This is a genomic window from Pedobacter sp. Leaf41 (genome assembly GCF_001422545.1).
Taxonomy (GTDB): domain Bacteria; phylum Bacteroidota; class Bacteroidia; order Sphingobacteriales; family Sphingobacteriaceae; genus Pedobacter.
This window is the reverse complement of the sequence record NZ_LMLE01000011.1, coordinates 373,092-399,679: the sequence shown is the minus strand read 5'-3', so window position 1 is coordinate 399,679 and position 26,588 is coordinate 373,092. Positions and strand designations below refer to the sequence as shown.

The 26,588-nt window shown below is 36.9% G+C and carries 23 protein-coding genes; 14 read left to right on the top strand and 9 right to left on the bottom strand.

Going from position 1 to position 26,588, the window contains the following annotated elements; all coding sequences use genetic code 11:
- Positions 1-63 precede the first annotated feature (63 nt).
- On the bottom strand, positions 64-786 hold the full coding sequence (gene mtgA, locus ASE92_RS19380; protein ID WP_056851769.1) for a monofunctional biosynthetic peptidoglycan transglycosylase: 723 nt from the start codon (positions 784-786) through the stop codon (positions 64-66).
- 142 nt (positions 787-928) lie between these two features.
- Here mtgA and ASE92_RS19375 point away from each other — a divergent pair, with 142 nt between their 5' ends.
- Entirely contained in the window at positions 929-1,738 is an 810-nt protein-coding gene (locus tag ASE92_RS19375) for a DUF1080 domain-containing protein (RefSeq protein WP_056851768.1), read from the top strand.
- Between the two features lie 30 nt (positions 1,739-1,768).
- Positions 1,769-2,467: an SDR family oxidoreductase gene (locus tag ASE92_RS19370; protein WP_056851767.1), complete on the top strand. Its 699-nt coding sequence runs from the start codon at positions 1,769-1,771 to the stop codon at positions 2,465-2,467.
- Between the two features lie 170 nt (positions 2,468-2,637).
- Here the strand turns inward: ASE92_RS19370 and rplI are convergent, their stop codons facing one another.
- The 5 genes from rplI to ASE92_RS19345 all read right to left on the bottom strand — a co-directional run bounded on the left by rplI (position 2,638) and on the right by ASE92_RS19345 (position 5,343).
- Complete coding sequence (gene rplI / locus ASE92_RS19365) at positions 2,638-3,081, bottom strand: 50S ribosomal protein L9 (protein WP_056851766.1); 444 nt, start codon at positions 3,079-3,081, stop codon at positions 2,638-2,640.
- A 13-nt stretch (positions 3,082-3,094) separates the two neighbouring features.
- On the bottom strand, positions 3,095-3,358 hold the full coding sequence (gene rpsR / locus ASE92_RS19360) for a 30S ribosomal protein S18 (protein WP_010599582.1): 264 nt from the start codon (positions 3,356-3,358) through the stop codon (positions 3,095-3,097).
- The gene (gene rpsF, locus ASE92_RS19355; protein ID WP_010599581.1) at positions 3,358-3,714 is read right to left on the bottom strand and encodes a 30S ribosomal protein S6; all 357 of its coding nucleotides are present in this window, start codon (positions 3,712-3,714) and stop codon (positions 3,358-3,360) included. The genes rpsR and rpsF overlap by 1 nt, the downstream gene beginning before the upstream one ends.
- Positions 3,715-3,916: 202 nt before the next feature.
- Entirely contained in the window at positions 3,917-4,615 is a 699-nt protein-coding gene (locus tag ASE92_RS19350) for a hypothetical protein (RefSeq protein ID WP_056851765.1), read from the bottom strand.
- 134 nt (positions 4,616-4,749) lie between these two features.
- On the bottom strand, positions 4,750-5,343 hold the full coding sequence (locus ASE92_RS19345) for a hypothetical protein (protein WP_056851764.1): 594 nt from the start codon (positions 5,341-5,343) through the stop codon (positions 4,750-4,752).
- Positions 5,344-5,520: 177 nt separating this feature from the next.
- On the opposite strand from ASE92_RS19345, the gene ASE92_RS19340 reads away from it, so the two are divergent.
- The 4 genes from ASE92_RS19340 (at position 5,521) to ASE92_RS19325 (ending at position 9,757) form a co-directional block, all read left to right on the top strand.
- Positions 5,521-6,393, top strand: coding sequence for an AraC family transcriptional regulator (locus ASE92_RS19340; RefSeq protein WP_056851763.1), 873 nt, complete (start codon positions 5,521-5,523; stop codon positions 6,391-6,393).
- Positions 6,394-6,446: 53 nt separating this feature from the next.
- Positions 6,447-7,340, top strand: a complete 894-nt coding sequence (locus tag ASE92_RS19335; protein ID WP_056851762.1) for a hypothetical protein — start codon at positions 6,447-6,449, stop codon at positions 7,338-7,340.
- A 64-nt stretch (positions 7,341-7,404) separates the two neighbouring features.
- Positions 7,405-9,231: a DNA polymerase III subunit gamma/tau gene (locus ASE92_RS19330; RefSeq protein ID WP_056851761.1), complete on the top strand. Its 1,827-nt coding sequence runs from the start codon at positions 7,405-7,407 to the stop codon at positions 9,229-9,231.
- A gap of 1 nt (position 9,232) precedes the next feature.
- On the top strand, positions 9,233-9,757 hold the full coding sequence (locus ASE92_RS19325) for a hypothetical protein (protein ID WP_056851760.1): 525 nt from the start codon (positions 9,233-9,235) through the stop codon (positions 9,755-9,757).
- A 77-nt stretch (positions 9,758-9,834) separates the two neighbouring features.
- Here ASE92_RS19325 and ASE92_RS19320 read toward each other — a convergent pair whose 3' ends face one another.
- Both ASE92_RS19320 and ASE92_RS19315 read right to left on the bottom strand, forming a co-directional pair.
- Positions 9,835-10,242 (bottom strand): hypothetical protein, encoded by a 408-nt coding sequence (locus ASE92_RS19320; protein ID WP_056851759.1) that lies wholly within the window; start codon positions 10,240-10,242, stop codon positions 9,835-9,837.
- A gap of 83 nt (positions 10,243-10,325) precedes the next feature.
- The gene (locus ASE92_RS19315; RefSeq protein ID WP_056851758.1) at positions 10,326-11,318 is read right to left on the bottom strand and encodes an AraC family transcriptional regulator; all 993 of its coding nucleotides are present in this window, start codon (positions 11,316-11,318) and stop codon (positions 10,326-10,328) included.
- Positions 11,319-11,396: 78 nt separating this feature from the next.
- Between ASE92_RS19315 and ASE92_RS19310 the strand changes: the two genes are divergently transcribed.
- The 3 genes from ASE92_RS19310 (at position 11,397) to ASE92_RS19300 (ending at position 15,983) form a co-directional block, all read left to right on the top strand.
- Positions 11,397-13,841, top strand: a complete 2,445-nt coding sequence (locus tag ASE92_RS19310) for a TonB-dependent receptor (protein WP_056851757.1) — start codon at positions 11,397-11,399, stop codon at positions 13,839-13,841.
- 7 nt (positions 13,842-13,848) lie between these two features.
- Complete coding sequence (locus ASE92_RS19305; RefSeq protein WP_056851756.1) at positions 13,849-15,264, top strand: hypothetical protein; 1,416 nt, start codon at positions 13,849-13,851, stop codon at positions 15,262-15,264.
- A 122-nt stretch (positions 15,265-15,386) separates the two neighbouring features.
- Positions 15,387-15,983 (top strand): transposase, encoded by a 597-nt coding sequence (locus ASE92_RS19300; protein ID WP_056851755.1) that lies wholly within the window; start codon positions 15,387-15,389, stop codon positions 15,981-15,983.
- Positions 15,984-16,039: 56 nt separating this feature from the next.
- Here ASE92_RS19300 and ASE92_RS19295 read toward each other — a convergent pair whose 3' ends face one another.
- Positions 16,040-18,259, bottom strand: coding sequence for an NADP-dependent isocitrate dehydrogenase (locus tag ASE92_RS19295; RefSeq protein WP_056851754.1), 2,220 nt, complete (start codon positions 18,257-18,259; stop codon positions 16,040-16,042).
- Positions 18,260-19,189: 930 nt separating this feature from the next.
- On the opposite strand from ASE92_RS19295, the gene ASE92_RS19290 reads away from it, so the two are divergent.
- The 5 genes from ASE92_RS19290 to ASE92_RS19270 all read left to right on the top strand — a co-directional run bounded on the left by ASE92_RS19290 (position 19,190) and on the right by ASE92_RS19270 (position 26,578).
- On the top strand, positions 19,190-20,395 hold the full coding sequence (locus tag ASE92_RS19290; protein WP_056851753.1) for an ankyrin repeat domain-containing protein: 1,206 nt from the start codon (positions 19,190-19,192) through the stop codon (positions 20,393-20,395).
- Positions 20,395-21,588, top strand: a complete 1,194-nt coding sequence (locus ASE92_RS19285; RefSeq protein ID WP_056851752.1) for an ankyrin repeat domain-containing protein — start codon at positions 20,395-20,397, stop codon at positions 21,586-21,588. Before ASE92_RS19290 ends, ASE92_RS19285 begins: the two co-directional genes overlap by 1 nt.
- Before the next feature lie 17 nt (positions 21,589-21,605).
- On the top strand, positions 21,606-22,946 hold the full coding sequence (locus tag ASE92_RS19280; protein ID WP_235527400.1) for an ankyrin repeat domain-containing protein: 1,341 nt from the start codon (positions 21,606-21,608) through the stop codon (positions 22,944-22,946).
- 178 nt (positions 22,947-23,124) lie between these two features.
- The gene (locus tag ASE92_RS19275; protein ID WP_056851750.1) at positions 23,125-24,444 is read left to right on the top strand and encodes a sorbosone dehydrogenase family protein; all 1,320 of its coding nucleotides are present in this window, start codon (positions 23,125-23,127) and stop codon (positions 24,442-24,444) included.
- 85 nt (positions 24,445-24,529) lie between these two features.
- Positions 24,530-26,578, top strand: coding sequence for a TonB-dependent receptor (locus tag ASE92_RS19270; RefSeq protein ID WP_056851749.1), 2,049 nt, complete (start codon positions 24,530-24,532; stop codon positions 26,576-26,578).
- The last annotated feature ends 10 nt before the right edge of the window (positions 26,579-26,588 follow it).

Genomic DNA, 26,588 nt, shown 5'->3' with positions numbered 1-26,588 from the left:
TCGTGAGTCTTCGGTCCTATTTTTTGGATTATAGACTGAAGACTAGATACTTTGGACTACGGACTAAAAATCCAGCGGCCCTAACCTATTCATATTTCTCAAAATTAAATATTGTCGGTGCCTGATATAACGGGTTGGGTTTTTGGGTGTCCATCTTATTGGGTTTGGAAAACAAGCAGCAATAAGTGCTGCTTGGGCTTTGGTTAGCTTATGACAAGATTTGCCATAATAAGCTTGGGCAGCGGCTTCCGCTCCGTAAATACCATCGCCCATTTCAATTACGTTTAGGTAAACTTCCAAAATCCGCTCTTTGCTCCAAAATAATTCAATTAGGAGCGTAAAATAAGCTTCGAAACCTTTCCTTATCCACGATCTGCCCGGCCATAAAAACACATTTTTTGCTGTTTGTTGCGAGATGGTACTTCCACCTTTTACCTTCTTACTTTTTGCATTGGCAGCAAAGGCCTTCTCTATTGCTTTAACATCGAATCCAATATGTTTTAAAAACAGCTGATCTTCTGCTGAGACCGCTGCCCTTTTCATGTTATCAGACATATCTTCAAAATCGACCCACTCTTTCTCTGTTTTAAAAGGTTTTCCGTCTGATTTGCGTTCAATGTTTCGTAAAACCATTAGCAGCGTTATTGGTGGGTTAATAAAACGGTAGGCTAAAACCCAGAGCACCGAAACCATCAGGAAATACAAAAAAACCTTTGTAGCAATATTGGTAATCTTTTTAAGTAAAGGACGTTTAGTTTTCGTTTTTGTAGAACGCGATTTAGCCATGCATCAAAGGTAATAAAAAGCAGTTTTGTAATGGAGGCGATTTTTATTTTAGCAACTGTACTTGTGTTCCCTTGCTATGGATAAATCATTTCTTATCTTTCATCCTCAGAAATATGGAGCCTGCTAAAAACAAGAATTTACAATGAATAACATAAGAACCACATTTTTTCTTCTTACTGCCGTGATGTTTTTGAGTTGTAGTAGCATTAAAAATGCTGATCAGCGCCAAGAGAAATGGATATCTCTATTTAATGGGAAAGACATAAAAGATTGGAATGTAAAAATTCATCACCACAATTACAACGTAAATTTCGGAAATACGTTTAGGGTGGATAGCGGAATAATAAAGGTAAGATATGATCAATACGGTGATTTTAATGATCAGTTTGGTCACCTTTACTATAAGACCCCTTTTTCCAATTATCACTTAAAACTGAAGTATCGTTTTGTTGGGGCTTTACATAAAGGGGCACCTAGTTACACCTTACGAAATAGTGGCATCATGTTTCATTCACAAGACCCTGCCACTATTCTTAAAGAACAGGATTGGCCGATCTCGGTTGAAATGCAATTTTTAGGTGGTTTAAGTGATGGAAAACCGCGTCCTACTGGAAATATGTGCTCACCAGGAACGGAAATTACTTATAATGGCAAATTATACGATGGCCACTGCCTTGACTCTAAATCAAAAACTTACGATGGAGACCAATGGGTTTCGGCAGAGCTTATCGTATTGGGCGATTCTTTGGTAAAACATATTATCAACGGCTATACTGTGCTTCAGTATAGCAAGCCGCAAATTGGTGGCGGCGTTGCAAATGGCTTTGACCCAAGAATAAAGATAGATGGAAAACGACTAACACAAGGCTTTATCGCATTGCAGAGTGAAGGACAACCGGTAGATTTTAAAGATATCGAAATTTTGAAGCTACAGGCTGAACGAAAGAAATAAACATTTCTACCCTTTTTGCGTTTAGAAAATATGAAAGTTGCATTAATTACAGGAGGAAGTAAAGGTATCGGTTTCGGTATTGCCGAGGCACTTCTAAAAAACGGATACAAGGTAGCCATTACGAGCAGGACAATAGCTGCTGCAAATGAAGCTGCAGCCAAACTTGTTGAATTTGGTGATGTACTCGCCATTGAGGCAGATGTTAAAAATTATCAGTCGCAAGCTGGGGCTGTGAATTTGGTAATAGAAAAATGGGGACAATTGGATGCACTAATTGCAAATGCTGGTGTGGGTAGCTTTGCACCTATTGATGAATTGGCGATAGAAGATTGGCAAGATATAATCGATACCAACTTAACAGGCGTTTTCTACAGTATAAAAGCCAGTGTAGAGGAAATTAAAAAATCTCAAGGTAGTATTTTTACCATTTCTAGCTTAGCTGGAACTAACTTTTTTGCCGGCGGTGCTGCATATAATGCGAGTAAGTTTGGTTTAACTGGTTTTACACAATCGGTAATGCTCGATTTAAGAAAGTACGGCGTAAAAGTGAGTACCATTATGCCAGGGTCAGTAGCCACGCATTTTAACGATCATCATCCAGATGCAGAAAACGACGCATGGAAAATCCAGCCAGAGGATATGGGTAAGTTGATTGTCGATTTATTAGCCATGCCAGCAAGAACTTTACCAAGTAAGATCGAAATCAGGCCAACAACGCCAAAAGGATAGGTTGTAACTGAGGATGGGAAATAGAAAATAGGGAAAAGGAAATGGGAAATGGATAAGTGAAAATCAAATTATAACATCCAATTTTAAACCCTTTTTTTAAAATTTTATATTAATAAAAAAAGTCCTTTCAGAAAACTGAAAGGACTTTTTTATGATTCGTTTAAGAATGCTTATTCAGCGATTACTTCAAAAGGAACCTGAACTTTAACTTCTTTGTGTAAGTTTAAGTTAGCAACGTATTCGCCAACAAATTTAGGTTCAGTTTCGAAAGTAATACGACGACGATCTACATCAAAACCTTGCGCTTTTAATGCTTCAGCGATTTGGATCGTATTAACCGCTCCAAAGATTTTTCCGCTTTCGCCAGCTTTAGCACCAATAGAAAGTTTAACAGCAGTTAAACGCTCAGCAATACCTTCAGCATCTTTCTTAATTTTATCTTGTTTAAAAGCAGCTTGCTTTAAGTTTTCAGCTAAAACTTTTTTAGCAGAAGAAGTAGCCAAAGCGCCAAAACCTTGAGGGATTAAGTAGTTACGGCCATAACCGTTTTTCACATTTACTACATCATCTTTCTCACCAAGCCCTTTAATATCTTGTTTTAAAATAATTTCCATATCTCTGAGCCTCCTATTTTAATTGATCTGCAACGAATGGTAACAAACCGATGTGACGAGCACGTTTAACAGCTTGAGCAACTTTACGTTGGAATTTTAACGAAGTACCAGTAAGGCGTCTTGGTAACAATTTACCTTGATCGTTAATAAATTTCAACAAGAAGTTTGCATCCTTGTAATCGATGTATTTAATTCCGTTTTTCTTAAAACGGCAATATTTTTTACGGTTATCCTCTACTTTAGGGGCAGTAACGTATTGAATTTGTTCTCTTGCCATTACGCTGCAACCTCCTTAGTTTTTTTGTTAAACGCACCACTACGTTTTTTCTCATTGTAAGCAACAGCGTGTTTGTCTAAACGGATAGTTAAGAAACGTAACACACGCTCATCGCGTTTTAATTGAAGCTCTAATTTTGCGATCAAATCTCCCGAAGCTTTGTATTCAGTTAAGTTGAAGAATCCGTTTGATTTTTTCTCAATTGGATACGCTAATTTTCTCAAACCCCAATTATCCTCTTGGATAATTTCGGCACCGTTATCTACAAGAACTGCTTTAAATTTAGCTAATGCCTCTTTTGCAGCCTCTTCAGATAACAATGGGGTTAGAACGATAACAGTTTCGTACTGATTCATTGTTATAAATTATGTTTTTAATTTTTTAATCCCGAGGTATATTACGGGGTTGCAAAAGTAGCAATATATTTCTTAAAATCAAATGATTGAGCAGAAAAAAGAAGAATGAAATGGAGCAAAGATAGAGGAGCAATGAATAAAGAATATAATTGCAAATTAATAAATGGATTTAAAGGCAATTGCACGTTTAGTAAAATCAAGTTCAGCAAATCATTAGCAATCTATATTCACCATCTTTCTCTACAGGTGCCCGATGAATACACGGCGGAACTGGTTTTTCAGGATGATCTACTGCTAACCTCCAGATATGACCTAGCCCAAGGTTTCGTGGTTGCGCATTTGGTTTAGGCTGATAATGCAAGTCGAAATAATTTTCAATCAAAAAAGTCTCGAATTCTTCTTCTGGTCCATCATACATAGCTTTTAGTTTCTGCCGAATTTCGGGAATTAAAATCTTTTGCTCTGCTTCATCATTAGCCACAATTTCACTAGCCGCACCATGGTATGTACATAAATAAGTATCAATACCAACGGGTGAGCGATCTACATGGAATGAATAAACATCTGTTGAAATGAAATCCAACTCTTCATCGCGTTCGTAATTTTTAATCAAATTAAGTGAAGGCAAAGCCCCACAAGCCGTTAATAAGTTGAAGTCATTTATAATAATCTCCCTTGCCCTACTTCCCTCTTCGGAGAGCTCCAACGATTTAATTGTTTCTAAAGAAACTTCTGTCAAGTTGCCCTCTAATTGCAGCTTTGATACTATTTCAACAAAATCTCCATTTAAACTTCTGTACCAGCAGATTGCATTTTTGATGCCCTGAAAATCTGAGTTAACTAATTGATTAAACGTTGATACTACTGCAGCACTTTTGTAATCAGAAAATTCATTATTCATACCCTAGAATAGCCGCTTAGCAATATATTATCAAACAAAAATAACGAATAATAACATTTCTAACTAAAAAGCACATAAAACAAAAAAGGAGATACTGTGAGTATCTCCATGATTAGTTTGTTTGGTTGATTGTTTTAGCGAGTTTGTATTGTATTTGTAAACGACTCATTGTTGTGTTTTACCACAAACGTTAGCGAGTCTCCATCAGCTTTACCGATGTTAAATTTTTTGATCAGTTTTGATCTATCTTTGAAAATTTGAGAATAAAGTTCATCATTACGCTCATTAAATACAGCAACCTCAATTGGCATATTATCTTTAACCTGATAATCAAGCGTAATTAAATCTTTTACCTTGGTAATTTTAGGCTTAATTACTTCTGTTATTTTACTGGTTAAAATTTGGGCTTTATCATATGCTATTTTAACTGCATATTCTGCCACTGTAGTGCCCGACTCAACCTTAACCATATAATTCCCCTCAGGAAGTGCATTTAAGTCATATGTTTTAGTTAATCCAGCTGTTCCTTTAAACTTCTGATCAAAAAGTAAGTCATTATTCTCAGAAAAAACAGAAAAGCTGAATTCTTTATTGTTTCTCATTAAGAAACTTATTGATTTCTGTTTTTCGTTTTTAACTTTTAAAGAAAATTCATTATCATTTGCTTGCGCAATCGAAACAGTGAATGATAAGGCAGCAATTAAACCGATTTTAAAGAACTTTTTCATAACTAAACCATTTAATGTGTGTACAATTATTTTATACTGCTAAATTACTTCAATAAAACACACAGAAATTACGCTATATTTTCAGATATCTATGTAAAATTACCCTCATTATCATTAATTTTATATCACACCATCAATTAAGCACATTAATTAACCCATAATTAACATTAAATTGTCATGAAAACTTTAAAACCAAGCTTTGAAGTTGTCGAACCATCCTTTGGAAGCTCGTTTTACTATTCAAAATATGTAGAAAATGAAAACAACAAAGCACATGTGTGGCATTACCATCCGGAAATAGAAATGGTTTTTGTAAATGGAGGTTCGGGAAAGCGACAAATTGGTAGTCACGTTTCTTACTATACCGATGGCGATTTGATTTTAGTAGGCAGTAATCTGCCACATTGCGGTTTTACAGATAACAATACAGGAAACAAAAACGAAACCGTTATCCAGTTCAAAGCCGATTTTTTAGGACAGCAATTTCTTGAGTTGCAAGAGAATAAATTCTTAAGAGACTTATTCATAAAAGCAAAGGGTGGAATCGCCTTCGGTGAGAAAACCAAAAAGGCGGTTGGTGTTCATATAGAAGCTATTGAAGATCAACAACCATTTGAAAAACTAGTTACGCTGCTCTCCGTTTTAAAAACGCTGGATGGATCGAACGATTTAACCATTTTGAATGCTTCGGGCTTTGCAATGGAAATGCAAATTCAGGATAACGATCGAATCAATATGATATTCAATCATGTTAAAGATCATTTTCAAGAGCAAATTAACCTGGAAGATGTGGCAGAAATGTCGGCAATGACGGTACCCTCTTTTTGTCGCTACTTCAAAAAAATTACTAAGAAAACGTTTACCCGTTTTGTAAATGAATATCGCGTGGTACATGCATCTAAGCTTTTGGCCGAAAAACACATTAGCATTACCGCCATTTCCTTAGAGAGCGGCTTCAATAACTTTAGTCACTTCAATAAAATTTTCCATGAGTTTACCGGGAAAAGTGCATCAGAATACAGAAATGAACTAAAATCGATAATAAAATAATCAGCAGAGATAAACCATTTCGAATTCTTTATCTTTAATAAAATATTTACAAGATGACAAAAGCATATATTATATTGCTCCTAATAATACCTTTTGTTGCATTATCTCAAGAGAAAAACAATTACTCAAAAAGACTTAAAGCTGTTAAAAACAGATCTGTAACTTATTATAACATAGATGGAATTGATTTCACCAGTCAAACTTTTAGCAGTCCCTTTACCGATAAAGATTTAAAATTTGCATACCGGAAATATTCCATTACAAACGACGATCTCAAATCGAAGGATGATAGCCTGGCTTACAATAATGTACATATCACTAAACGCGAAAAAATATCTGATAGTTTACATGCAATTTCGTCCTATTATTTTATAGAGGATAAACAAAAACTGACTACTGTAATTTGCTTCACCAATTATGATACCCCCAACCAACAATTTGAGCGGGAACTTATTAACCTCATTGTAGAAGATAGATTACCTCCGAATTTTTTTGAAGACAATCAAATTGACAGCATTGATTTTGCTGGCAGAAAAATTCAGTTAAGCAACAGCTGCTATTGGACCAATGTAAACACCGTTCAGTGTCCTTATTTAGGAGAAATGAATTGGTCGTTACATCAAACACTGCAAAGTGCAACAAAGGCGATTCAAAATCAACTGACTGTAACTGAATTAAGAAAGGGATTAAAAATTATTTCCAAGACGGAGATAAAGGTCATTTTTGAAAACACACCAACAACCGCATTAAAAGTGGTTTATGGCTTCACGGGGCTTACCAATTTAGCGGTAAAAACCTCTGGAGGCAAAACGTTAATCGCATATTATGTTGCCGATAAGGTGAGAGATCATTATGTGAGCTGTGTGATGAGTTTTTGGGATAACGATAAAATATTGGAGAATGGATTACCGCCACTGCTCGACAAAGTGATGCAATTAAGCAAATAGTCAACTTTTCAACATTCACATTTTTCAATAAAACTCCATCTAAATTTTTCCTATTTTCGTGCCGATGGAAAATTTTATTGTTTCTGCCCGTAAATACCGTCCAGCCACGTTTGAAACCGTTGTTGGGCAGCAGCATATTACTGGCACGCTAAAAAATGCCATCAAAAACAATCAGCTGGCCCAAGCTTTTCTTTTTTGCGGACCACGGGGCGTTGGTAAAACTACCTGCGCCAGGATTTTGGCAAAAACCATTAACTGCACCAATCCTACAGCAGATATGGAAGCTTGCGGAACTTGCGAAAACTGCCTGTCTTTCCAAAACGGACACTCTTTTAATGTTCACGAATTGGATGCGGCTTCAAACAACTCGGTTGATGATATCCGAAGCTTAATTGAGCAGGTTCGCATACCGCCACAAGCTGGCAAATACAAAATTTATATTATTGATGAGGTTCACATGTTATCTCAAAGTGCATTCAATGCATTTTTGAAAACATTGGAAGAACCACCATCTTATGCTATTTTCATTTTAGCGACTACAGAAAAACATAAAATTCTGCCAACGATTTTATCACGTTGTCAAATTTTTGATTTCAACCGCATTCAGGTTGAAGATATTTCGAGCCATTTGGCTGCCATTGCACAACGTGAAAACATCGCTTTTGAAACTGATGGCTTACACATTATCGCTCAAAAAGCAGATGGAGGTTTACGTGATGCTCTATCGATGTTTGATCAGATTGCAAGTTATGCAAACAAAAACATCACTTATAAGGCTGTAATTGATAATTTAAACATTTTAGATTACGATTATTTCTTTAAGCTTACCTCCCACCTAACCGCAGCAGAAGTAAGTGAAACGTTATTACTGTTTGATGAAATTCTGAATAATGGATTTGATGGAAACAACTTTATTAATGGTTTGGCTTCACACTTCCGTAATTTGCTGGTAGGCAAAGATGCAGCAACTATCAAACTTTTGGAAGTTAGTGAGAACATCAAACAAAAATATTTAGATCAATGCCGGCAAACCGAGCTTTCATTTTTATTAACAGCATTAAACTTGGCTAATACTTGCGATTTAAATTATAAAAATTCCAAAAATCAGCGATTACAGGTAGAACTTGCACTCATAAAAATGTGCCATATTCGATCGGTAGTTCATTTAGCACAGCAACCTTTAAATACGAGTAACACAGCAACTGACGGAGATCAGGATAAAAAAAAAACTAATGTCGTAGCCGAAAAGGCTTCTGAGGTTGAAAGTTCGAAGTTGAAAGTGGAGGCTGAAATTCCTTCGTCAATTGTTTCCAATAAGCCTCAAGCTGAAATTCCTGCAAGTATTTCATTAAACGAAAAACCGAAAGAATCTCCTAAACCCAGCATTCCATCCGCTACTTCCATTAGCATTAATATTCCAAAAAAAAATGTTGGAACATTAATTCCCTCATTAAATGATTTGGAAAGACTTGCTACTGGAGAAGATGATGGAACGCCAAAAACTGTAACCGGCGAAGCCAGGCAACAGTTTAGCTACGATAGACTATTAGAAGTTTGGAACAGCTACATTCAGATACTTAAGAAAGCTGATAAAATTAATTTGTTTACAATTCTCAATAATTTTGCTCCTACCCTTGTCAACCCAACGCTGATTGAAATTTCTGTAGAAAGCAAAACACAAGAACAGTTAATTGTTCAGGAGTCAGTAGAATTAATGAATTACCTGAGGAATGAGTTACAAAATTTCGCTGTTGATATCACTTTTAAACAAGTGGAGCGAAAAATTGAAAACAGACTGTATGGCAATCGCGAAAAATATGATTATTTGGTTAACAAAAACCCAAAACTCGACGAATTACGCAAAAGATTTAATCTAGATATTAATCCATAATATGATTATCGCGGAAAAAAAAGCTACTTTAAAAAGCCTAGTTTATGCCTCCATCGGTTTCGCCCTGCTATTTGGCATTTTCATAGCATTTACAAATGGGATTTGGTATGCCCTGATTGCTGGCCCTATTACAGGTGCACTTTGGGGTTTGATGATGTACCTGTTTGTTAACGCTAGAAAAGTAAAGGACCAAACGATACCTGAAGGAGTTGAAGCCAGCGATGTTATTTATTCTGGCGGTGCAAATCATTTCAAAAATGCGGAAGCCGTTGGCGGCACATTGTACCTGTTGAGCGATCATTTAGCATTCAAATCACACAAATTCAATATTCAAAACCACACCCTAACTATTAAGATCAACAATATTCAGGATATTATTTTTTATAATACTTTAGGCTTGATTCCAAACGGTTTGAAGATTATTTTAAAAGACGGTGCAGAAGAGAAATTCGTCGTGAATCATCGAGATATCTGGAAAAAAAATATTCAGAAATTAATTGATCAATCCAATTCGAAAATTGCATAAAAAAAGGCAGGATTCATTATATGTATCCTGCCTTTCTGATTATGATTGTTAAGTCAATCAACTATTTTTATGTTAGGCTATTTAAGCGGCGTATCGTTAATGGGATAACCTTCTTCGTCCAAATCATCACGGCTATCTTCTGGTGTACGGGCTAAAATTTCGTCCTCTGCATTGAGTCTTACGCTTTCTCCATTATCCACATGCATGCCGAGTTCTTCTAAATTGTCTTCCGCAATATCCTCATTGCTAGCATACTCATCACCAATATAAGGGTTCGCCTCGTCATAGGTAGAATCGTCATCCTTCGCTCCTGCTGCCACAGTTTCATAGCCCATCGGGTGATCATAATCTTTGTCGGTTCCATTAACATCTAATTCGTAGCTGCCTTTAACCTCATCGTAGGCTAAATTCTCTTTGTTGATTTCAGCGTTTTCTGTTGTGCTATGTATCTTATCTTGTGATCCTTTATTTTCGTTATTTTCCATGGTTGTTGTCTCCTTTTGTTTTATAAATATACAACAAAGATGCAGAGAGATGGTTTGCAAAACAGTTCTTTATAATTTGAAATCTAAATCGTTAAAAGACTTAGGTTTTCCAATAGTGCAATAAAATCTTCAAAGAAAATTAATAGTGATAATTTACCGGTTTTAATCTTATTCGGTAAGTAGCCAAAATATTTCTTAAACGCACTTGTAAAATGAGTGGCATGTTTGTAACCCATTCTTTTAGAGATTTCTGAAACTATAGTATCTTCTTCAATCAACATATTTTTGGCCTTTTCCATTTTATGCTGATTAAGATAGGCGAAGACAGTTTTTCCAAACAAGGCTTTAAAATCTCTTTTCAAATTAAACTCATTTGTCCCTACTAAGTGAGCAAGAGCTCGTAGCGAAAGCTGATCTCCAGATTGTTGAATTAGAATTTCCCGCACTTCGTGCATCCGCTCCATCTCAATCTTTTTAAGCTTTGCTGGTGCTTCGCTATTCTGTAGCTGTTCAAACAGTGAGATTTGTAGAGCAAAAAGCTCGATCGCTTTGGATTCAAGCAGTAATTGATCTGAAAATGTGGATTGATCTGAATTGCCTAACTTCTGCAAAATCGCACTGATTTCTGGCGTAATAGGCATATTGATGGTTGATAATACCATTTGACTATCCAAATCTTCATTCAACAGCAGCACATAGGCAGGGTGTTCATAAGGTAGAAATCGTTTTAAAAAAGACTTGCTTAGGTTGATGAACAGCATATCATCGGAAATATCAACCAGTATTCTCGTAGATTTAAAAGGCAACCGACAGAGATTATGTTGTTGACTTTCTATTTCGACAAACTCATGGTTAGATCCATATTTGTTAACCTTTACATTTCCCCTCAGCACAAATATCATTTGATAGGTTTCTTTTTCAAACTCATCTGGATGGTTCAACCTGATTTCTATTTTACTCCTATCATTAATCGAACTGCTGTAACTCACTTCCATATTCTGATTGTACAAGAATACGTTTTCCACCGCTTGTCGAGATTCTCCTTTTTGCGTTACAATTTCTTCTGATTGCGTCATATTCAGATTTTATCTTTGCGCAAAGTTATTCTTATTAAGACCTATTCTAAAGAAGAATTTAAAAAAGTTACATAATCGATGAAAATATCGCTGCTATCCCTATTCTTTCTTTGCTTTTCTATAGTTGCTATCGCTCAAACAGCCACTCTTTCTGGGGAAATCACTCATAATAGCGGCCAGCCGATGGATGGTGCAACAGTTATTATCAAAGAGCTTAATAGAAGCACGATGACTGATGACAAAGGGAGGTATGAATTTAAAGACGTTAAGTATGGCAGTTACACACTGTTAATCAGCTCAGTAGTTTCTGAAAAGAAAACGCAAAATATAAACATCGATTCACCAAGCATTGTATTCAATATCAAAGTGAAGGAAAATGTTACTCGCGATTTGCAGGAGGTGAGTATAGCTGGCAAAACCGAAAAACGCAAAATGGAAACAAGCGGTTTTGCAATGTCGATTATCGAAACCAAAGAAGCTTCATTGCGAAACCTCACCACAAATGAACTTCTAGACCGGGCAGTTGGCGTCAGAGTTCGTCAGAATGGTGGCGAAGGATCGCCCATTGAATATAATTTGAATGGCATGTCGGGCAGTACCATCGGTTTGTTTTTAGATGGAATTGAAATATCAACCTATGGCTCTTCCTTTAATCTGAATAACATTCCTCCATCGATGATTGAACGCATTGAGGTTTACAAAGGTGTACTTCCATCGCATTTAAGTGGAAATTACATCGGCGGCGCCATCAACGTGATCATGAAAAAAGATGCCTCAGCAAATAACATAACTGCGGCAGTTTCTTATGGATCATTTAATACCTACAGAGCAGATGTAAGTGCATTATACCGCAATCAGAAAAATGGCTTTACAGCAAGAGCATCAGGATTTTATAGTCATTCGGACAATAATTATGAAATGTGGGGAAAGTTTTCAAAATATACTTTGCCTGGCGGAAGAATTGTTAGAAACTATCGCACCAAACGTCCTAATGATGAATTTGAAACCATTGGTGGCCGATTTGAAGCAGGTTTCACCAATGTAAAATGGGCAGATCAAATTTTTATCGGCTACAACATTTCAGATTCATATAAACAAATTCCACATGGGATAACGATGACTAAGCCCTACTTCGGCAGATTTAACGAGTATCAAGCGCATGTTTTAAGCTTGAATTATAATAAGAATAACTTTTTGTTGGATGGTTTAGCACTTACTGTTAATGCTGTTCACAGTAGAAGAAGCACTTATCTGGAAGATACGGTAAGTTTAAAATATAACTGGGATGGAACGCTGCTGGTTAAGAATTCCGAAGGTTCGCCAGAAACCTATGGATATAGCCCAGGCATGGGGCAGCAAGGCGTGGCGGTAATGAGTAATATCGAACGTAAAATTTCCAACATACGTTCGAATTTAGCTTACACCATCGTGTCTGGCCACCGTGTCTCGTTGAATCATAAATTTGAGCAATCTGACCGGAACGACCAGGATCTGCTGATTCCGGAACGCAGTAAGTGGATTACACTTAATGGATTAACTACGAATATTTTCGCAATGAATTATGAGGCCGAACTTCTTCGTGGGAAACTGAAAACCAACATTTTTGGAAAGTATGCCATCTACAAAACTGACCAGCAAAGACCAATAAGCGAATTAAATGGTCTACTAAATTATCAAAACACCAGCACTACCAGAGATAATAAAGGCTTCGGCGGTACGCTTTCTTATGAAGCAATTCGCAACGGATTCTTAATTCTATCCGCAGAGAAATCATTTATCATGCCTACTGATAGACACATATATGGTGAACCAGAAAACAATTTGCTGGCTAACCCAAATATTTTGCCGGAATTGGCCATCAATTACAATCTGGGTGGACGATACAACTTCAACACCTCAAACCAGCATAAATTCTCTTTGTATGGAAATGCTTTCTGGAGAAATGGTTACGATAAAATTATTCAACAAACCCGTGTAGATCCTGTAATTGAAGGACGTGAAAATCAGGTAGAAGACATCCAGGTCACACAGTTTGTTAACTTATCAAAAACACAATCTATTGGATTTGAGGCCGAGTTTAATTACATCTATGATAACAAATTAAATACAATGGTAAATTTCTCAAAATTCAATTCACTATACAAAGTCGAGCTTGATGAACGCGGAAATCCAAACAGCTTATACAACAAACAGGTTCCGAATGAACCTTTCTTTACAGTGAACGGAAATATTCAATATCGCTTCGATAACCTGTTTCAAAAGAAATCTGTAATGAACGTTTACTACAATGCCGGATATGTAGCTGCTTTTAGTACCATTTGGATTGAATCAGAATGGTTTACTACCCCGAATCAATTTACTCATGATTTAGGAGCAAGTTATCGTTTCCCTACGGGGAAACTGGTTGCGAGCTTAGATTGTAAAAACCTGCTAAATGCTGAAGTATACGACAATTTTGGCGTGCAGAGACCAGGAACGGCATTTTATTTCAAATTGAATTACACTATAAATAACTTTAAATAAGTATAACATGAAAACTAATTTACTAAAAACCGCCTTATTCGGATCAGTATTGGCCATCAGTGCCTTAGCAGGTTGTAAAAAAGATGGAGATTCACCAGAAAATGGTGTTTCGGGAGCAGATATTTGGGATAGAAAATTTATAACATTGACTGCTGCTTTTCCAGATGCTGAAGGTACTGCTGGAAATGGTGGCACAAGAGCTTTTGCTATTACGCTTGCGCAAGCTGTTGACCCTAACTTCGAAGTAAATGTATTTGCGAATGGATACGGTTTAAGATCTCAGCGTACTGCCCGCGTACAAAGTTCTCCAAACGGAAACTTTTTATATAACATCCAGTACACAGGTACGGATGGGGGTATCTTCAATAAATATAAAGTAGAAGGCGATAAGAATTTTGTAGATACTCGTGAAGAGGTAAACACTGAGCCAATTCTTGGTTCGTCTCCTCGTTGGGTAGTGGCTGGCGACGGCATCGGCATAGGTGTGTTTGCATCATCTGTAATTACTGGCGCTCCGGCCACCGGCGCAGGAGCTGATTTTGTTGATGTAAAAAGTACCGCTAAAATTGCGGTGCTTAACTTAAATGATCCGCAAATTACCCGTCAAACAGAGTTTACCATACCTTTTACTGCTGAGCAAACCAAAGCAGGTTATCAAATTGGCCGTATCGATGTACCAGTTTTAAATGCTGCAAAAACCAAAATTTTTATTGGCTGTAATGTGTCTAGAACAGATGTAACTAAGAAATCTGGTGTAAATACTGCTGGTACGGCGCAAACTTGGTCTACAGGGGTAAGAGAATTAGGTACAGCAACCTTAGTTGTTGATTATCCATCGTTAACCAACCCAAAATTGATCTTTGTAGACCCTAATATCAGTAAAGTAAACAACCACTCTTATCGCACCATGACGCAATATGTGGGTACCGATGGAAACGTTTATCAGGCTACAGCAACTTCTGGTGCTCAGATTTTGCGGATCATTGCTTCTACTAACGAATATGATAATACTTATAATTTCAATTTAAAGACTGCTTTAGGTACAGGCAATAATGTTGCTATCAGTGCATGGAGATATATTAAAGATGGTGTTGGCATTGTATTATTCACTGAAACTGGCGTTCAGGGTGGATACTTGGCGTTGATCGATTTAAATGCTAAAACTGCAACTAGACTAACTACAGAAAAACAAACTGATGGTGGTTATTCAGGTTTAACTGCTGCTCAAAATGGCGGAACAGCATTAACTGGTACATTCGGTCAATTTCAAAATATTGGCCTTGCAGGCGATAATGTTTATGTTCCAATGACGCCAAACGGTGTTGACGGAAATTTATATGTGATCAATTACAAAACCAAAACAGTTACGAAAGGGGCTAAATTGAAAAATCAATCTGGCAGCTTTTATCTAGGCGCTTACTAGCGAAACCAAATTATTTTAGCAGGGCAATCATTATGGTTGCCCTTTTTTGTTATTTAAGTCCTCACATTTTCAAATTAAAGTGCCTGATTTTATTTATATTCATAGGATGAATTAACGCTCCGATGAATGAAAAGTACCTGAATAAATACAGAATTCCATCTGCAAGATTGCAGACTTGGGATTATGCCAATGATGGCGCCTATTTTATTACGATTTGTACAATGGACCGTCGTCATTTTTTTGGCCAGGTGAAGAATGGCGAAATGATACTAACAAATGCGGGCGTAATTGCCGATATTTTATGGCATGAAATAAAACATCATAACATCAATATCGAACTAGGCGAATTTATCGTAATGCCTAATCATATTCATGGGATTTTGATTTTGGATGGAAATAATGCCGGCCCCGAGGTACAGACAACGCATGCCTTGTCTCTATCGGCCCCGCATAACCCAAATCACACCGCTGATATCCCAAAATCACCCGGACAATTACGCTTTCAAAACCAGGGCAAAAATTCCATATCGTCTATCGTTGGAGGCTATAAATCTGCTGTAACCAAACACTGCAACAAATTGGGTATTGAATTTAGATGGCAAACCCGCTTTTACGACAACATTATTCGCGATGACAGGGCTTTCGAAACCATTTCTAATTACATTGCAAAAAATGCAACTAAATGGGAAATCGATAAATTCCACAGCAAAAAATCATAAAAAAAATCCCCAGCCGATAAATAATGCAGCTGGGGATTAATACTTAAAAGCTTATTTTATAACGATGCTAATGCAGTATTTAATGTCGCACTTGGACGCATTGCTTTACTAGCCAAATCATCATTTGGATGGTAATAGCCACCAATTTCCTGCGCTTTACCTTGAGAGCTGATTAACTCTTCTGTAATTTTCGTTTCGTTCTCAGTTAATGCTTTTGCCAAAGGTGCAAATCTTGCCTGCAACTCGGCATCCTTCGTTTGTGCGGCTAATGCCTCTGCCCAATACAAGGCCAAATAAAAGTGAGAGCCACGGTTATCAATTGTTCCCAATTTTCTACCTGGCGATTTATCTGTAGCTAAGAACTTCGCATTTGCCTCATCCAGAGCATCAGCTAAAACCTGTGCTTTACTATTATTTTGTGTTTGCGATAAATGTTCTAATGAAGCTTGTAAAGCTAGAAACTCACCTAAAGAATCCCAACGAAGGTAACCCTCGTGGATAAACTGCTCGATATGTTTCGGAGCAGAACCACCGGCACCAGTTTCAAACAAACCACCACCATTCATTAAAGGAACGATAGATAACATTTTCGCAGAAGTTCCTAATTCCAGAATTGGGAATAGATCTGTTAAATAATCCCTTAAAACATTACCAGTAACTGAGATAGTATCTTCGCCTTTACGAATACGTTCTAGAGTAAACTTGGTAGCCTCAATTGGCGCAAGAATGCGAATATCCAAACCTTCGGTATCGTGATCTTTTAAATATTTATTTACTTTACCAATGATTTCCCGATCATGCGCCCTGTTTTCGTCTAACCAGAAAACAGCAGGGGTTTCAGATAAACGAGCTCTGTTAACCGCTAATTTCACCCAATCCTGAATGGGTGCATCTTTGGTTTGGCACATCCGGAAAATATCTCCGGTTGAAACTTTTTGATCAAAGAAAACTTTCCCATCAGCATCAGTAACGCGAATTGTTCCATTAGCGGTAGCCTGGAAAGTTTTATCGTGCGATCCATATTCCTCTGCCTTTTGAGCCATTAAACCAACATTTGGCACCGAACCCATTGTGGTTACATCGAAAGCGCCGTTTGCTTTACAATCATCAATTGTAGCAGTATAAACACCAGCGTACGAGCGATCTGGAATTAGTGCAATCGTATCTTCCGGTTTACCCTCTTTATTCCACATTTGTCCCGAAGTACGAATCATTGCAGGCATAGAAGCATCAACAATCACATCACTTGGCACATGTAAGTTTGTAATTCCTTTATCAGAATTTACCATGGCCAAAGCCGGACCATTTTCAATTGCCGCAGCTAAAGCAGCCTCAACTTCCGCTTGTTGCGGATTGCCTGCAATTTTCGCATAAATATCGCCCAAACCATTGCGGGTATCAACATTCAATGCTTTAAAAAGATCAGCATATTTAGTGAATACATCAGCAAAATAAACTTCGACAATGGCACCGAAAATAATCGGATCAGAAACCTTCATCATTGTAGCTTTTAAGTGTGCAGATAATAACACACCCGCAGCTTTTGCCTCTCTAATTTCTTTGGCAACAAAAGCTTTAAGGGCTGATAAACTCAAAGCTGATGAGTCGATCACCTCCCCGGCTTTTAATGGAGATAAACCTTTTAATTCAGTTACAGCACCATTTTCGTCCACGAATTCAATTTTAAACTGAGCAGCTTCTGCAACTGTGGTCGATTTTTCCGATCCGTAGAAATCACCTTCAGTCATACTTACTACTTTAGTTTTCGAATCTACAGACCATTTACCCATTGAATGAGGATTTTGTTTTGCATAATTCTTAACTGCTTTCGGAGCCCTGCGATCAGAATTTCCTTCACGTAAAACGGGATTAACTGCAGAACCTAAAACTTTTGAATATTTCGCTTTGATGGCTTTTTGTTCTTCAGTTTGTGCGTTGTCAGGATAGTTCGGTAATGCATAACCCTGCGATTGCAATTCAGTAATGGCATCAACCAATTGTGGGATAGATGCAGATATATTAGGTAATTTGATGATGTTCGCCTCCGGGGTTGTTGCCAATCCACCAAGTTCAGCTAATGCATCTCCAATTTTTTGATCGTCGTTTAAATACTCCGGAAAGTTCGCCAAAATTCTTCCTGCTAAAGAAATATCTCTGGTTTCTACATCAATACCTGCTGATGCGGTAAAAGCTTGTACAATAGGTAAAAGTGAATAAGTAGCCAACATTGGCGCCTCGTCGGTTTTGGTGTAGATAATTTTTGATGTATTTGACATGTTTAAATTGATTTTGCTTTAATAAGTTAAATATTATCTCGATTAAGATTGCAAACCGAGTTTTTTTAAATCGCCTAAAGATAAAATAATCGAATGAATTAAGGAACATTGTAATGTTATTTATAGCATCGATAAGAAGGTGGAAACTATTTTTTCTAAAATGATCTAGTTAATGATTTTAGTTCTTTAACTTTCAATTTGTCTACTGCAAAATGTTGCGTAATTACAAAAGTTAAACCTCCATGAACTTAATTTAAAATTGATGAAAACGAGATTTAAAACTTCCTTGTTTTATCTTTTACTCCTTAATTTCACGCAAAGCAGAACTGAACAAAGGAAAATTGCTGCCTAACAAAGATGCTAAAAGTGTTACGAAACGCCCTATGCCAAACACCACTATGATGGACAAAGAATAGCCATCTAAGGATTTATAAGTATTCAAAACCGGAGACAAAGAGGCAACAAAATTTACTGTGAGTTGGCTGATGGAAAGGGTGAGCACCTTCTTTTCATCAATATCAAAAGTGATGAAAAAAATCGTTCTCTATCGGTAATGATGGAAAACATAGCCCTTTAGCAAACAAAATCATATTATCCTTCGATATTTTATATTTTGAATATAAAGAGACTGGTAAATATGTTATGGTAGCGGTACCTGAAAAAACCAATGGTTTACCTTTTGAAAATTACATTAAAAAAGGAGACAAACAATTTTTATTTCAAACCGAGAACATCAGAATTGATGAGTCAAAATAAAATTTCTACATTTACCTCAGTACTTCCCTCCAAAAAATCATCCTATTTTTTAATTATTTACCCTAAATAACTGGTGTTAGATGAATATTCGTTGGTTGATAATGAACATCTCCAACTCATTTACGTTTATTATTTAGAAAACATGTATACAAAAACTTGGCTATTATAACTAATATGAGTGAGCAGACTTTAGAACAACTTTTTAATTCAGCAAATTTCACAGATGCCTATGCTAAACTTTTAGCTGGCGAAAAACTTCCGAAAACACTACAACCCCATCAGAAATCGCAAATATTTGATAATCTTTTCCGCGGTGAACAATACGACATAATTTTACATTTAGTTAAGGATAAAACTATCGAAACGGATGTCTATGAGTTCGAAAATTTTGATGGAAGCATTTTCCAAACAGTAATCAGGTATTTAAAAGCAGACGAAAAAGGTTTGGAGTTTTTCAAGAATTTCATTTCAAAATTCGACAATCTAAATGATGAAGTTTCAGCACAAACGTTATTGGGTTATTTTTTTGAAAAGCTAGTGCCTCTTGAGCTGATTCAAATTTTAATTGATGCTGGTTGCGACGTAAATTTCAAAACCAATGCAGAAGAAAGTTACCTCCACCAGGTGGTAAAAAACAACCAAAAAAGATTTGATTTAAATGAAGAGCAATTGCATAAACTCCAAATAAGTTATCTCAATTTATTAATAAATGAAGGCTTAGAAGTCGATGCACAAAATATAGTGGAAAAAACCCCTTTAATAAATGCGGTTGAATCTAACAAAATACAATTTCTCTCATTTCTACTAGAAAATGGAGCCAATCCAAACCATTTAGATAAAATAGGAAATTCGGCTTTCTTTTATGCAGTAACACACTTGCAAAGCATGAAAATGTACGATATCATGCGAGAATTTACACTACCGAATTTTGAGATGGTAAATAAAAATCAAGTTACCTTATTGTTTGAGTATGTGAGAATGATGTACACTTCGGATACTGAATGTACATTTTTGATTAAATTATTGGAAGATGGGGCAGATCTTTACCAGCCCTCCGTTTATTACAGTACTGAAACCACACCACTGGATTTAATTGCTGAAAAACCTGCGGCAATTTTAGAAGGCGTTTTAGAAACTGGCAAATTGGATGTGAATAGAAATGATAATCAAGGGAACAGTTTACTGCATAAAGTTTGTGCGCAAAACGTTAATTATGAACCTGAAAAAGCTAAAGAAATATATCGAAAAGTAAAGCTATTGATTGAAAATGGTGCCGATATAACGGCCACAAATGACGAGGATAAAACTGCCTTGATGTTGGCATCTGATGATAATTTAAAAATAAAAACAGTAGAATTGTTAATTAAAAACGCTCAATAATGTTAGAAGAATCGATACGAAACAGAGATTTTACCAACACAATTACAGCACTTGCGAACGGTGAGAAATTGCCAACTGATCTAAATATTCAGGTGAAAGCAATGCTGATTGAAATTTTAATTCAAAACAAGCAATTCGAAATCTTGGAATTGTTTGTACAACAAAAAATTATTGAAACCGATATTTATGAATACGACAGTTTCCAATATAGCTTCTTCGATGTTTTGTTCAATTACAGGGATATTGATGATGAAATAAATGCTTTTTTTGACACGTTCATCACTCATTTTACGAATATAAACGATGAGATAAAAGGTGAAACTTTACTAAGCTTCGCATTTCTTCGTGGTGCTACTTTAAGCTGTATCCAAAGCTTAGTTAATCATGGTTGCGACATTAATTTCATGAATCATGAAGATGAAAACATCATTCATCAATTGGTGAAAGCAAATGCACCACATGGGCTCAGTGGCGATGAATATATTCAACGCATATACCACTACATTAACCCGTTGGCACAAATGGGCCTCGATGTGGATGCGCCAAACATCAAAAATGAAACTGCCTTAATTTCTGCGCTAAGGTTTCGAAAGCCATTTTTTATCGATGTACTATTAGCCAATGGCGCCGACCCTAACCATGTTGATGATGATGGAAATAATGCGTTTTACTATGCCATCATCTGGAATCACGACCTTAATGCTTACTTAAAACTTAGCGAATATGCATCGCCAAATTTAAATGAGATAAACGGTGTGGGCCAAACAGCGTTGTTCAATTATATCACAGAAATTAATTTTGATAGTTTGGAAACCAACCAGGCTATCATTAAGCAGTTGATCAATGATGGTGCAGATTTACAAAAAGCATGTAATCGTTATGGAGAGCAAAAAACAGCTTTAGATATGGCTGCAGGAAAATCTGTAGAAATTATTCAGGCGATTTTAGACACAGGCATTGTTGATATCAATGCGCAAGATGAAAAAGGCAATACTTTATTGCATAAAGTTTGTGCTTATAACGTAAATGACGATCATGATAAAGCGAAAGAAACTTATCGTAAGGTGAAACTTTTGCTCGAAAATGGTGCCGATGCAAGCATCAGTAATGATCAAGATCAAACGCCAATGATGCTTGCATCGAATGATAATTACAAAATAAAAACAGTAGAACTTTTAATGAAACAAGCTTAAGAGAAAGAATTATGTCGATGTCATTTATAATTGCCTGCGAAAGCGGTAAGCGAAAAATTGCCGAGCTTTTATTGGCAAACAAAGAAGTTGAAGTTGGTTATACCGATGAAAAGGGCAGAACTGCGCTGCACTATGCAGCCCACCGCGGCTATTTGGATTTAGTGCAGATCTTGATCAATGAGGGAGCTGATTTGGATTATGCAGATCACGCAGGTGAAACACCGTTTTACTTCGCTTGCTTACAAAAGCAGAAACAAACGGCGCTGTATCTTTTAGATCAAGGCGCAAAAATCGACATTAACGATTATAAAGGAAACAGTCTGCTACACATTAGCGCTCAAAACGGACAAATAGAGGTTTTGGAAAAATTATTAGAAAAAGGTTTGGAGGTTGATAAAGAAAATAACGAAGCGCAAACTGCCTTACTTATCGCTGCCAGTTGGAGAAATAAAGAGGTGGTACAAATGCTTTTAAACCATGGCGCAAATATTAACACCACTGATAAAGAAGGAAACTCACCTTTACTTTTTGCAGTAAAATCCAAAAATACGCCGATGGTAGAATTGATTTTGGAGAATGGTGGCAACATCAATCACGTAAATCACCAGGGCGAATCTGCTTTGTTAATTGCCTGTTACGATTCGAACAGAATGCTAACTAAAATTTTGGTCGATAAAGGTGCTGATGTTTTTGTGTCTTCAAAAAATGGCCTTTCTCCTATCTGGTACGCCTGTGCCAATAATCAAAAGGAAATTGTGGAGTTGTTTTTAAACAATGGTGTAAATGTAAATTATGCAAAGCCGTTAACCAACAATGATGATTCGATGTATTCTTACCTCGAATGGGTAGAAACCGCTAACAATATTTCAATCTCAGCGAGTTTTTCTTTTAATAGTTCTTATGAATATGGTGGCGAAAGTATGCTACATGTTGCCGCTAAAAGTGGCCATTTAAATATGTTGAAATTGCTTTTAGAGAAGGGTGCCGATGTAAATATTCAAGATGAAAGCGGCAACACTGCTTTGCACTATGCGTCTGCAAATGGCAAGAAAGATGTTGTAAAATTTCTTCTGGAAAAAGCTGCCGATCCTGCTATTGTAAATGTAAAGGAGCAAAAAGCGATCGATTATTCAAACATTAAAGGCTTTAATGAGATTACCGAATTATTATTAAAATTTGGACCATCAAACTTTTCTCCGCAAGCCACTAAAACACCTGTACAAGAAACTGCTGAACCAGCCAAAAATGATATGGCAAGTAAAAAGCAAGCCTTGCTTGATTTGAAGGAATTGTTGGATGCTGGAATTTTATCGCAAGAAGAATTTGATGGTGAAAAGGCAAAGATTTTAAAGGGATAGTGATATTTGCTTTAAGAGTTTGCAATAGTTAAAATCTTCAATAAAACATGCAGTACGGTTGCCTCGATAGGTAAATAGCTTATTGAGGCAATACGCTAAACCAGCACCGCCAAAACATCTGCTTTAATTTTCTGTTATATTTTTCGTGAAACACACCCCTTTCTCAAAAATACAGATTATGAAAAAACAGATTCTCTACACTACTTTATTTTCAGCCACATTATTATTCGGCTGCCAATCTAACAAAACATCAGAAGAGCAGGGCGACTCCACTACGGTAAGCACAGAAAACCAACAGGTGAATTTACCAGCTCCAGATACAACAGCGGCTAAAAATAAATTTAGCAAAGTGATAGGTTGGCCAGAGAATAAAATGCCAACAGCACCCGAAGGATTTGTGGTAAGCAAATTCGCATCAAATATTAAAAGTCCGCGGAACACTTATATTGCTCCTAATGGTGATGTATTAATCGTTTTGAGCAACTCGGAACGCAGCACAAAAGAAAAAGTGGCAAATGCGGTTACTGGCAAAGCAAAATCTGAAGTTGCTGGCGAAAGTGCCAATACCGTTCTATTATATCGCGATGCGGATAAAGACGGTGTTGCAGAGTTGAAAACCACCTTCTTAACAGGTCTCAATCAACCTTACGGTGTAACCATCATCGGAAATTCATTCTATGTAGCCAATACCGATGGCCTTTGGCAATATCCATATAAAACTGGTGACACCAAAATTACGGGCACCGGTAAGAAAATTTTGAGCCTTCCTGCTGGTGGGTATAACAACCACTGGACCAGAAATTTAATTACCAATGCAGATAAAAGTAAAATCTATATTACTGTAGGTTCTGGTAGTAATGTTGGCGAAAACGGGATGGAAAATGAAGTAAAAAGAGCAAATATTTTAGAAATAAATCCTGATGGTACAGGGGAAAAAATCTACGCAAGTGGTTTACGCAATCCTGTTGGCGTAGATTGGGCGCTTGGCACCAACATGTTATGGACTGCGGTTAACGAGCGTGATGGTTTGGGCGACGATTTGGTTCCTGATTATATTACCAGCGTAAAACCAGGTGGTTTTTACGGATGGCCTTATGCCTACTTCGGTCAAAATGAAGACCCACGGTTGAAAGGGCAAAAGCCAGAATTGGTAAAGAAAACAATTGTGCCAGATGTGGCAGTTGGTTCACATACGGCTTCACTTGGCTTGGCATTTTATAAGGGCGATAAATTCCCTTCGAAATACCAGGGAGGTGCATTTGTTGGTCAGCATGGTTCGTGGAACCGTTCGGCTTTAGCAGGCTACAAGGTAATTTTTGTTCCGTTTAAGGATGGAAAACCTGCAGGGAAACCAGAAGATTTTTTAACAGGTTTTATCGCTGATGTAGATAAAGCAGAAGTTTATGGCAGACCAGTTGGCGTAACCCAAACACCAGATGGTGCAATTTTAGTTGCTGATGATGTGAGCGGTGTAGTTTGGAAGGTTGCAGCCAAGTAATTTAAATATTGATCTTCAATTCGCAGATTAAAGTTCTACATTAGGGCTTGATCTGCGAATTGCTTTTTATCCAAATCATCACGTATTGAAATCGTTTCTATTTTTAATTTTAGTAGTTTTTAGCTTAAAAGTTGGTGCACAAAATATTCCAATTGATACCGCTAAAAAACTTGAAGAAGTTGTTGTAAAAGGCTACTACAATAAGCAGCCCTTGTTAAGATCGGTTTCAGCCGTAAATATAATTGACAGCAACCAACTGAAAAACCAGCAGCAATCTTCGTTGGTAAGTGCACTCAATTCCGTTACCGGTGTACGGATGGAAGAAAGATCGCCTGGCAGTTACCGTTTATCGCTACGCGGAAGTTTATTACGTTCACCTTTTGGGATCAGGAACATCAAAATTTATCTAGACGAAATTCCACTCACAGATGCAGGAGGAAATACTTATTTAAACTCAATTGATCCTTTGGCTTTGCAATCAGTAGAAATTTACAAAGGGCCTGAAGCCAATATTTTTGGTGCCAATACAGGTGGGGCAGTATTAATTTCTTCAACTGATGAAAATACAAGTAAGGTTAGAGCAACAGTTACTGCCGGGTCTTATGGACTATTTCATCAAACTGCGAAGATTCAGCATCAATTTAAAAAATACAGTTTCAGTATTTTCCAGGGTTATCAACGGAGCGATGGATATAGAGAAAATAGCGACATGAGCCGGAAGTACTTTCAAACGGCACATCAATTAGATTACAATAAGGGAAGCTTAAAACTTTTTGCATTTTACAGCGACTTAAGTTACAATACTCCTGGCGGACTTACGTTTCAGCAGCTGGAGCAAAACCCCAGATCGGCGAGACCAGCAACAGCCACATTACCCGGAGCGATTGCCCAAAAAGCAGGTATATTTAATAAATCAACGCTAGCTGGCCTTACCAATAACTATCAAATTGCACCAAAATTTAAACATGTCATTTCCCTTTTCACCTCTTATACCGATTTCAAAAACCCATTTATAACCAACTATGAAAAACGTTATGAAAGTACATTAGGATTGAGAACTTTCGTCGAATATGCAGAATCAGAAAAAGATCTTAAATGGAATGCACAGCTTGGAGCTGAAACTGCAGGAACTAAAACACAAATTAAAAATTTTGACAATAGCGCAGGCGAGCCTTCAAATTTGCAAGTATTCGACCGGTTAAAAGCGAACCAGGATTTTGCCTTTGCCAGAATTAATTTTGACATTAAGCGCAAACTTTTATTTGAGTTGGCTACAAGTATTAATTTCTTCAATTATCAGTACGAAAGCGTTTTCCCTATTCCTGTTGACGTACAAAAACGCAAATTCCGTAACCAGGTAATGCCAAAAATTGCAGCCTCCTATTTATTAAGCAAGGTAGTTTCGTTAAGAGCATCCGTTAGCAAAGGTTATTCGCCACCTACTATTGCCGAAGTTCGGGCATCAGGTAACAATATAAATAATAACCTCCAAGCCGAGCTAGGCTGGAATTACGAGGCAGGTTTACGATTTAACAGCAAAAACAATCGCTTTTATGCCAATGCAAATATTTTTCATTTCGAATTACAGGATGCCATCGTAAGAAGGTTAAACGCAAATGATACGGAATACTTTATTAACGCTGGAGGAACCAAACAACAAGGCGTTGAATTGGAAACATCACTTTGGGTATGGAAAAGCGATATTTCTCGGGTTAGCAGCATTCAAATCAGAAGCAATTATACATACAACCGTTTCAGATTTAGGGATTTTCAGAATGGAGACTTAAATTTCTCTGGCAACAGATTGACCGGAGTGCCTGCGAATGTATTGGTGAACAGTTTGCTGATGGAGTTCAAAAATGGAATTTATCTTTTTGCTCAACATAACTACACATCCGCCATACCGCTTAACGATAGCAATGCTGCTTTTGCAGAGAAATACAACCTCGTAGAAGTAAAAACCGGCATCAATAAATTAAAGATTGGAAAACTGGATTCCGATCTTTTTGTGGGAATTAACAACTTGTTTAACCAAAAATATAGTTTAGGAAATGATTTAAACGCAGTAGGTAACCGATTTTACAACCCGGCTGCTGGGATAAATTTTTATATCGGCACTGCTTTAAAACTCTAGTTGCAAATTA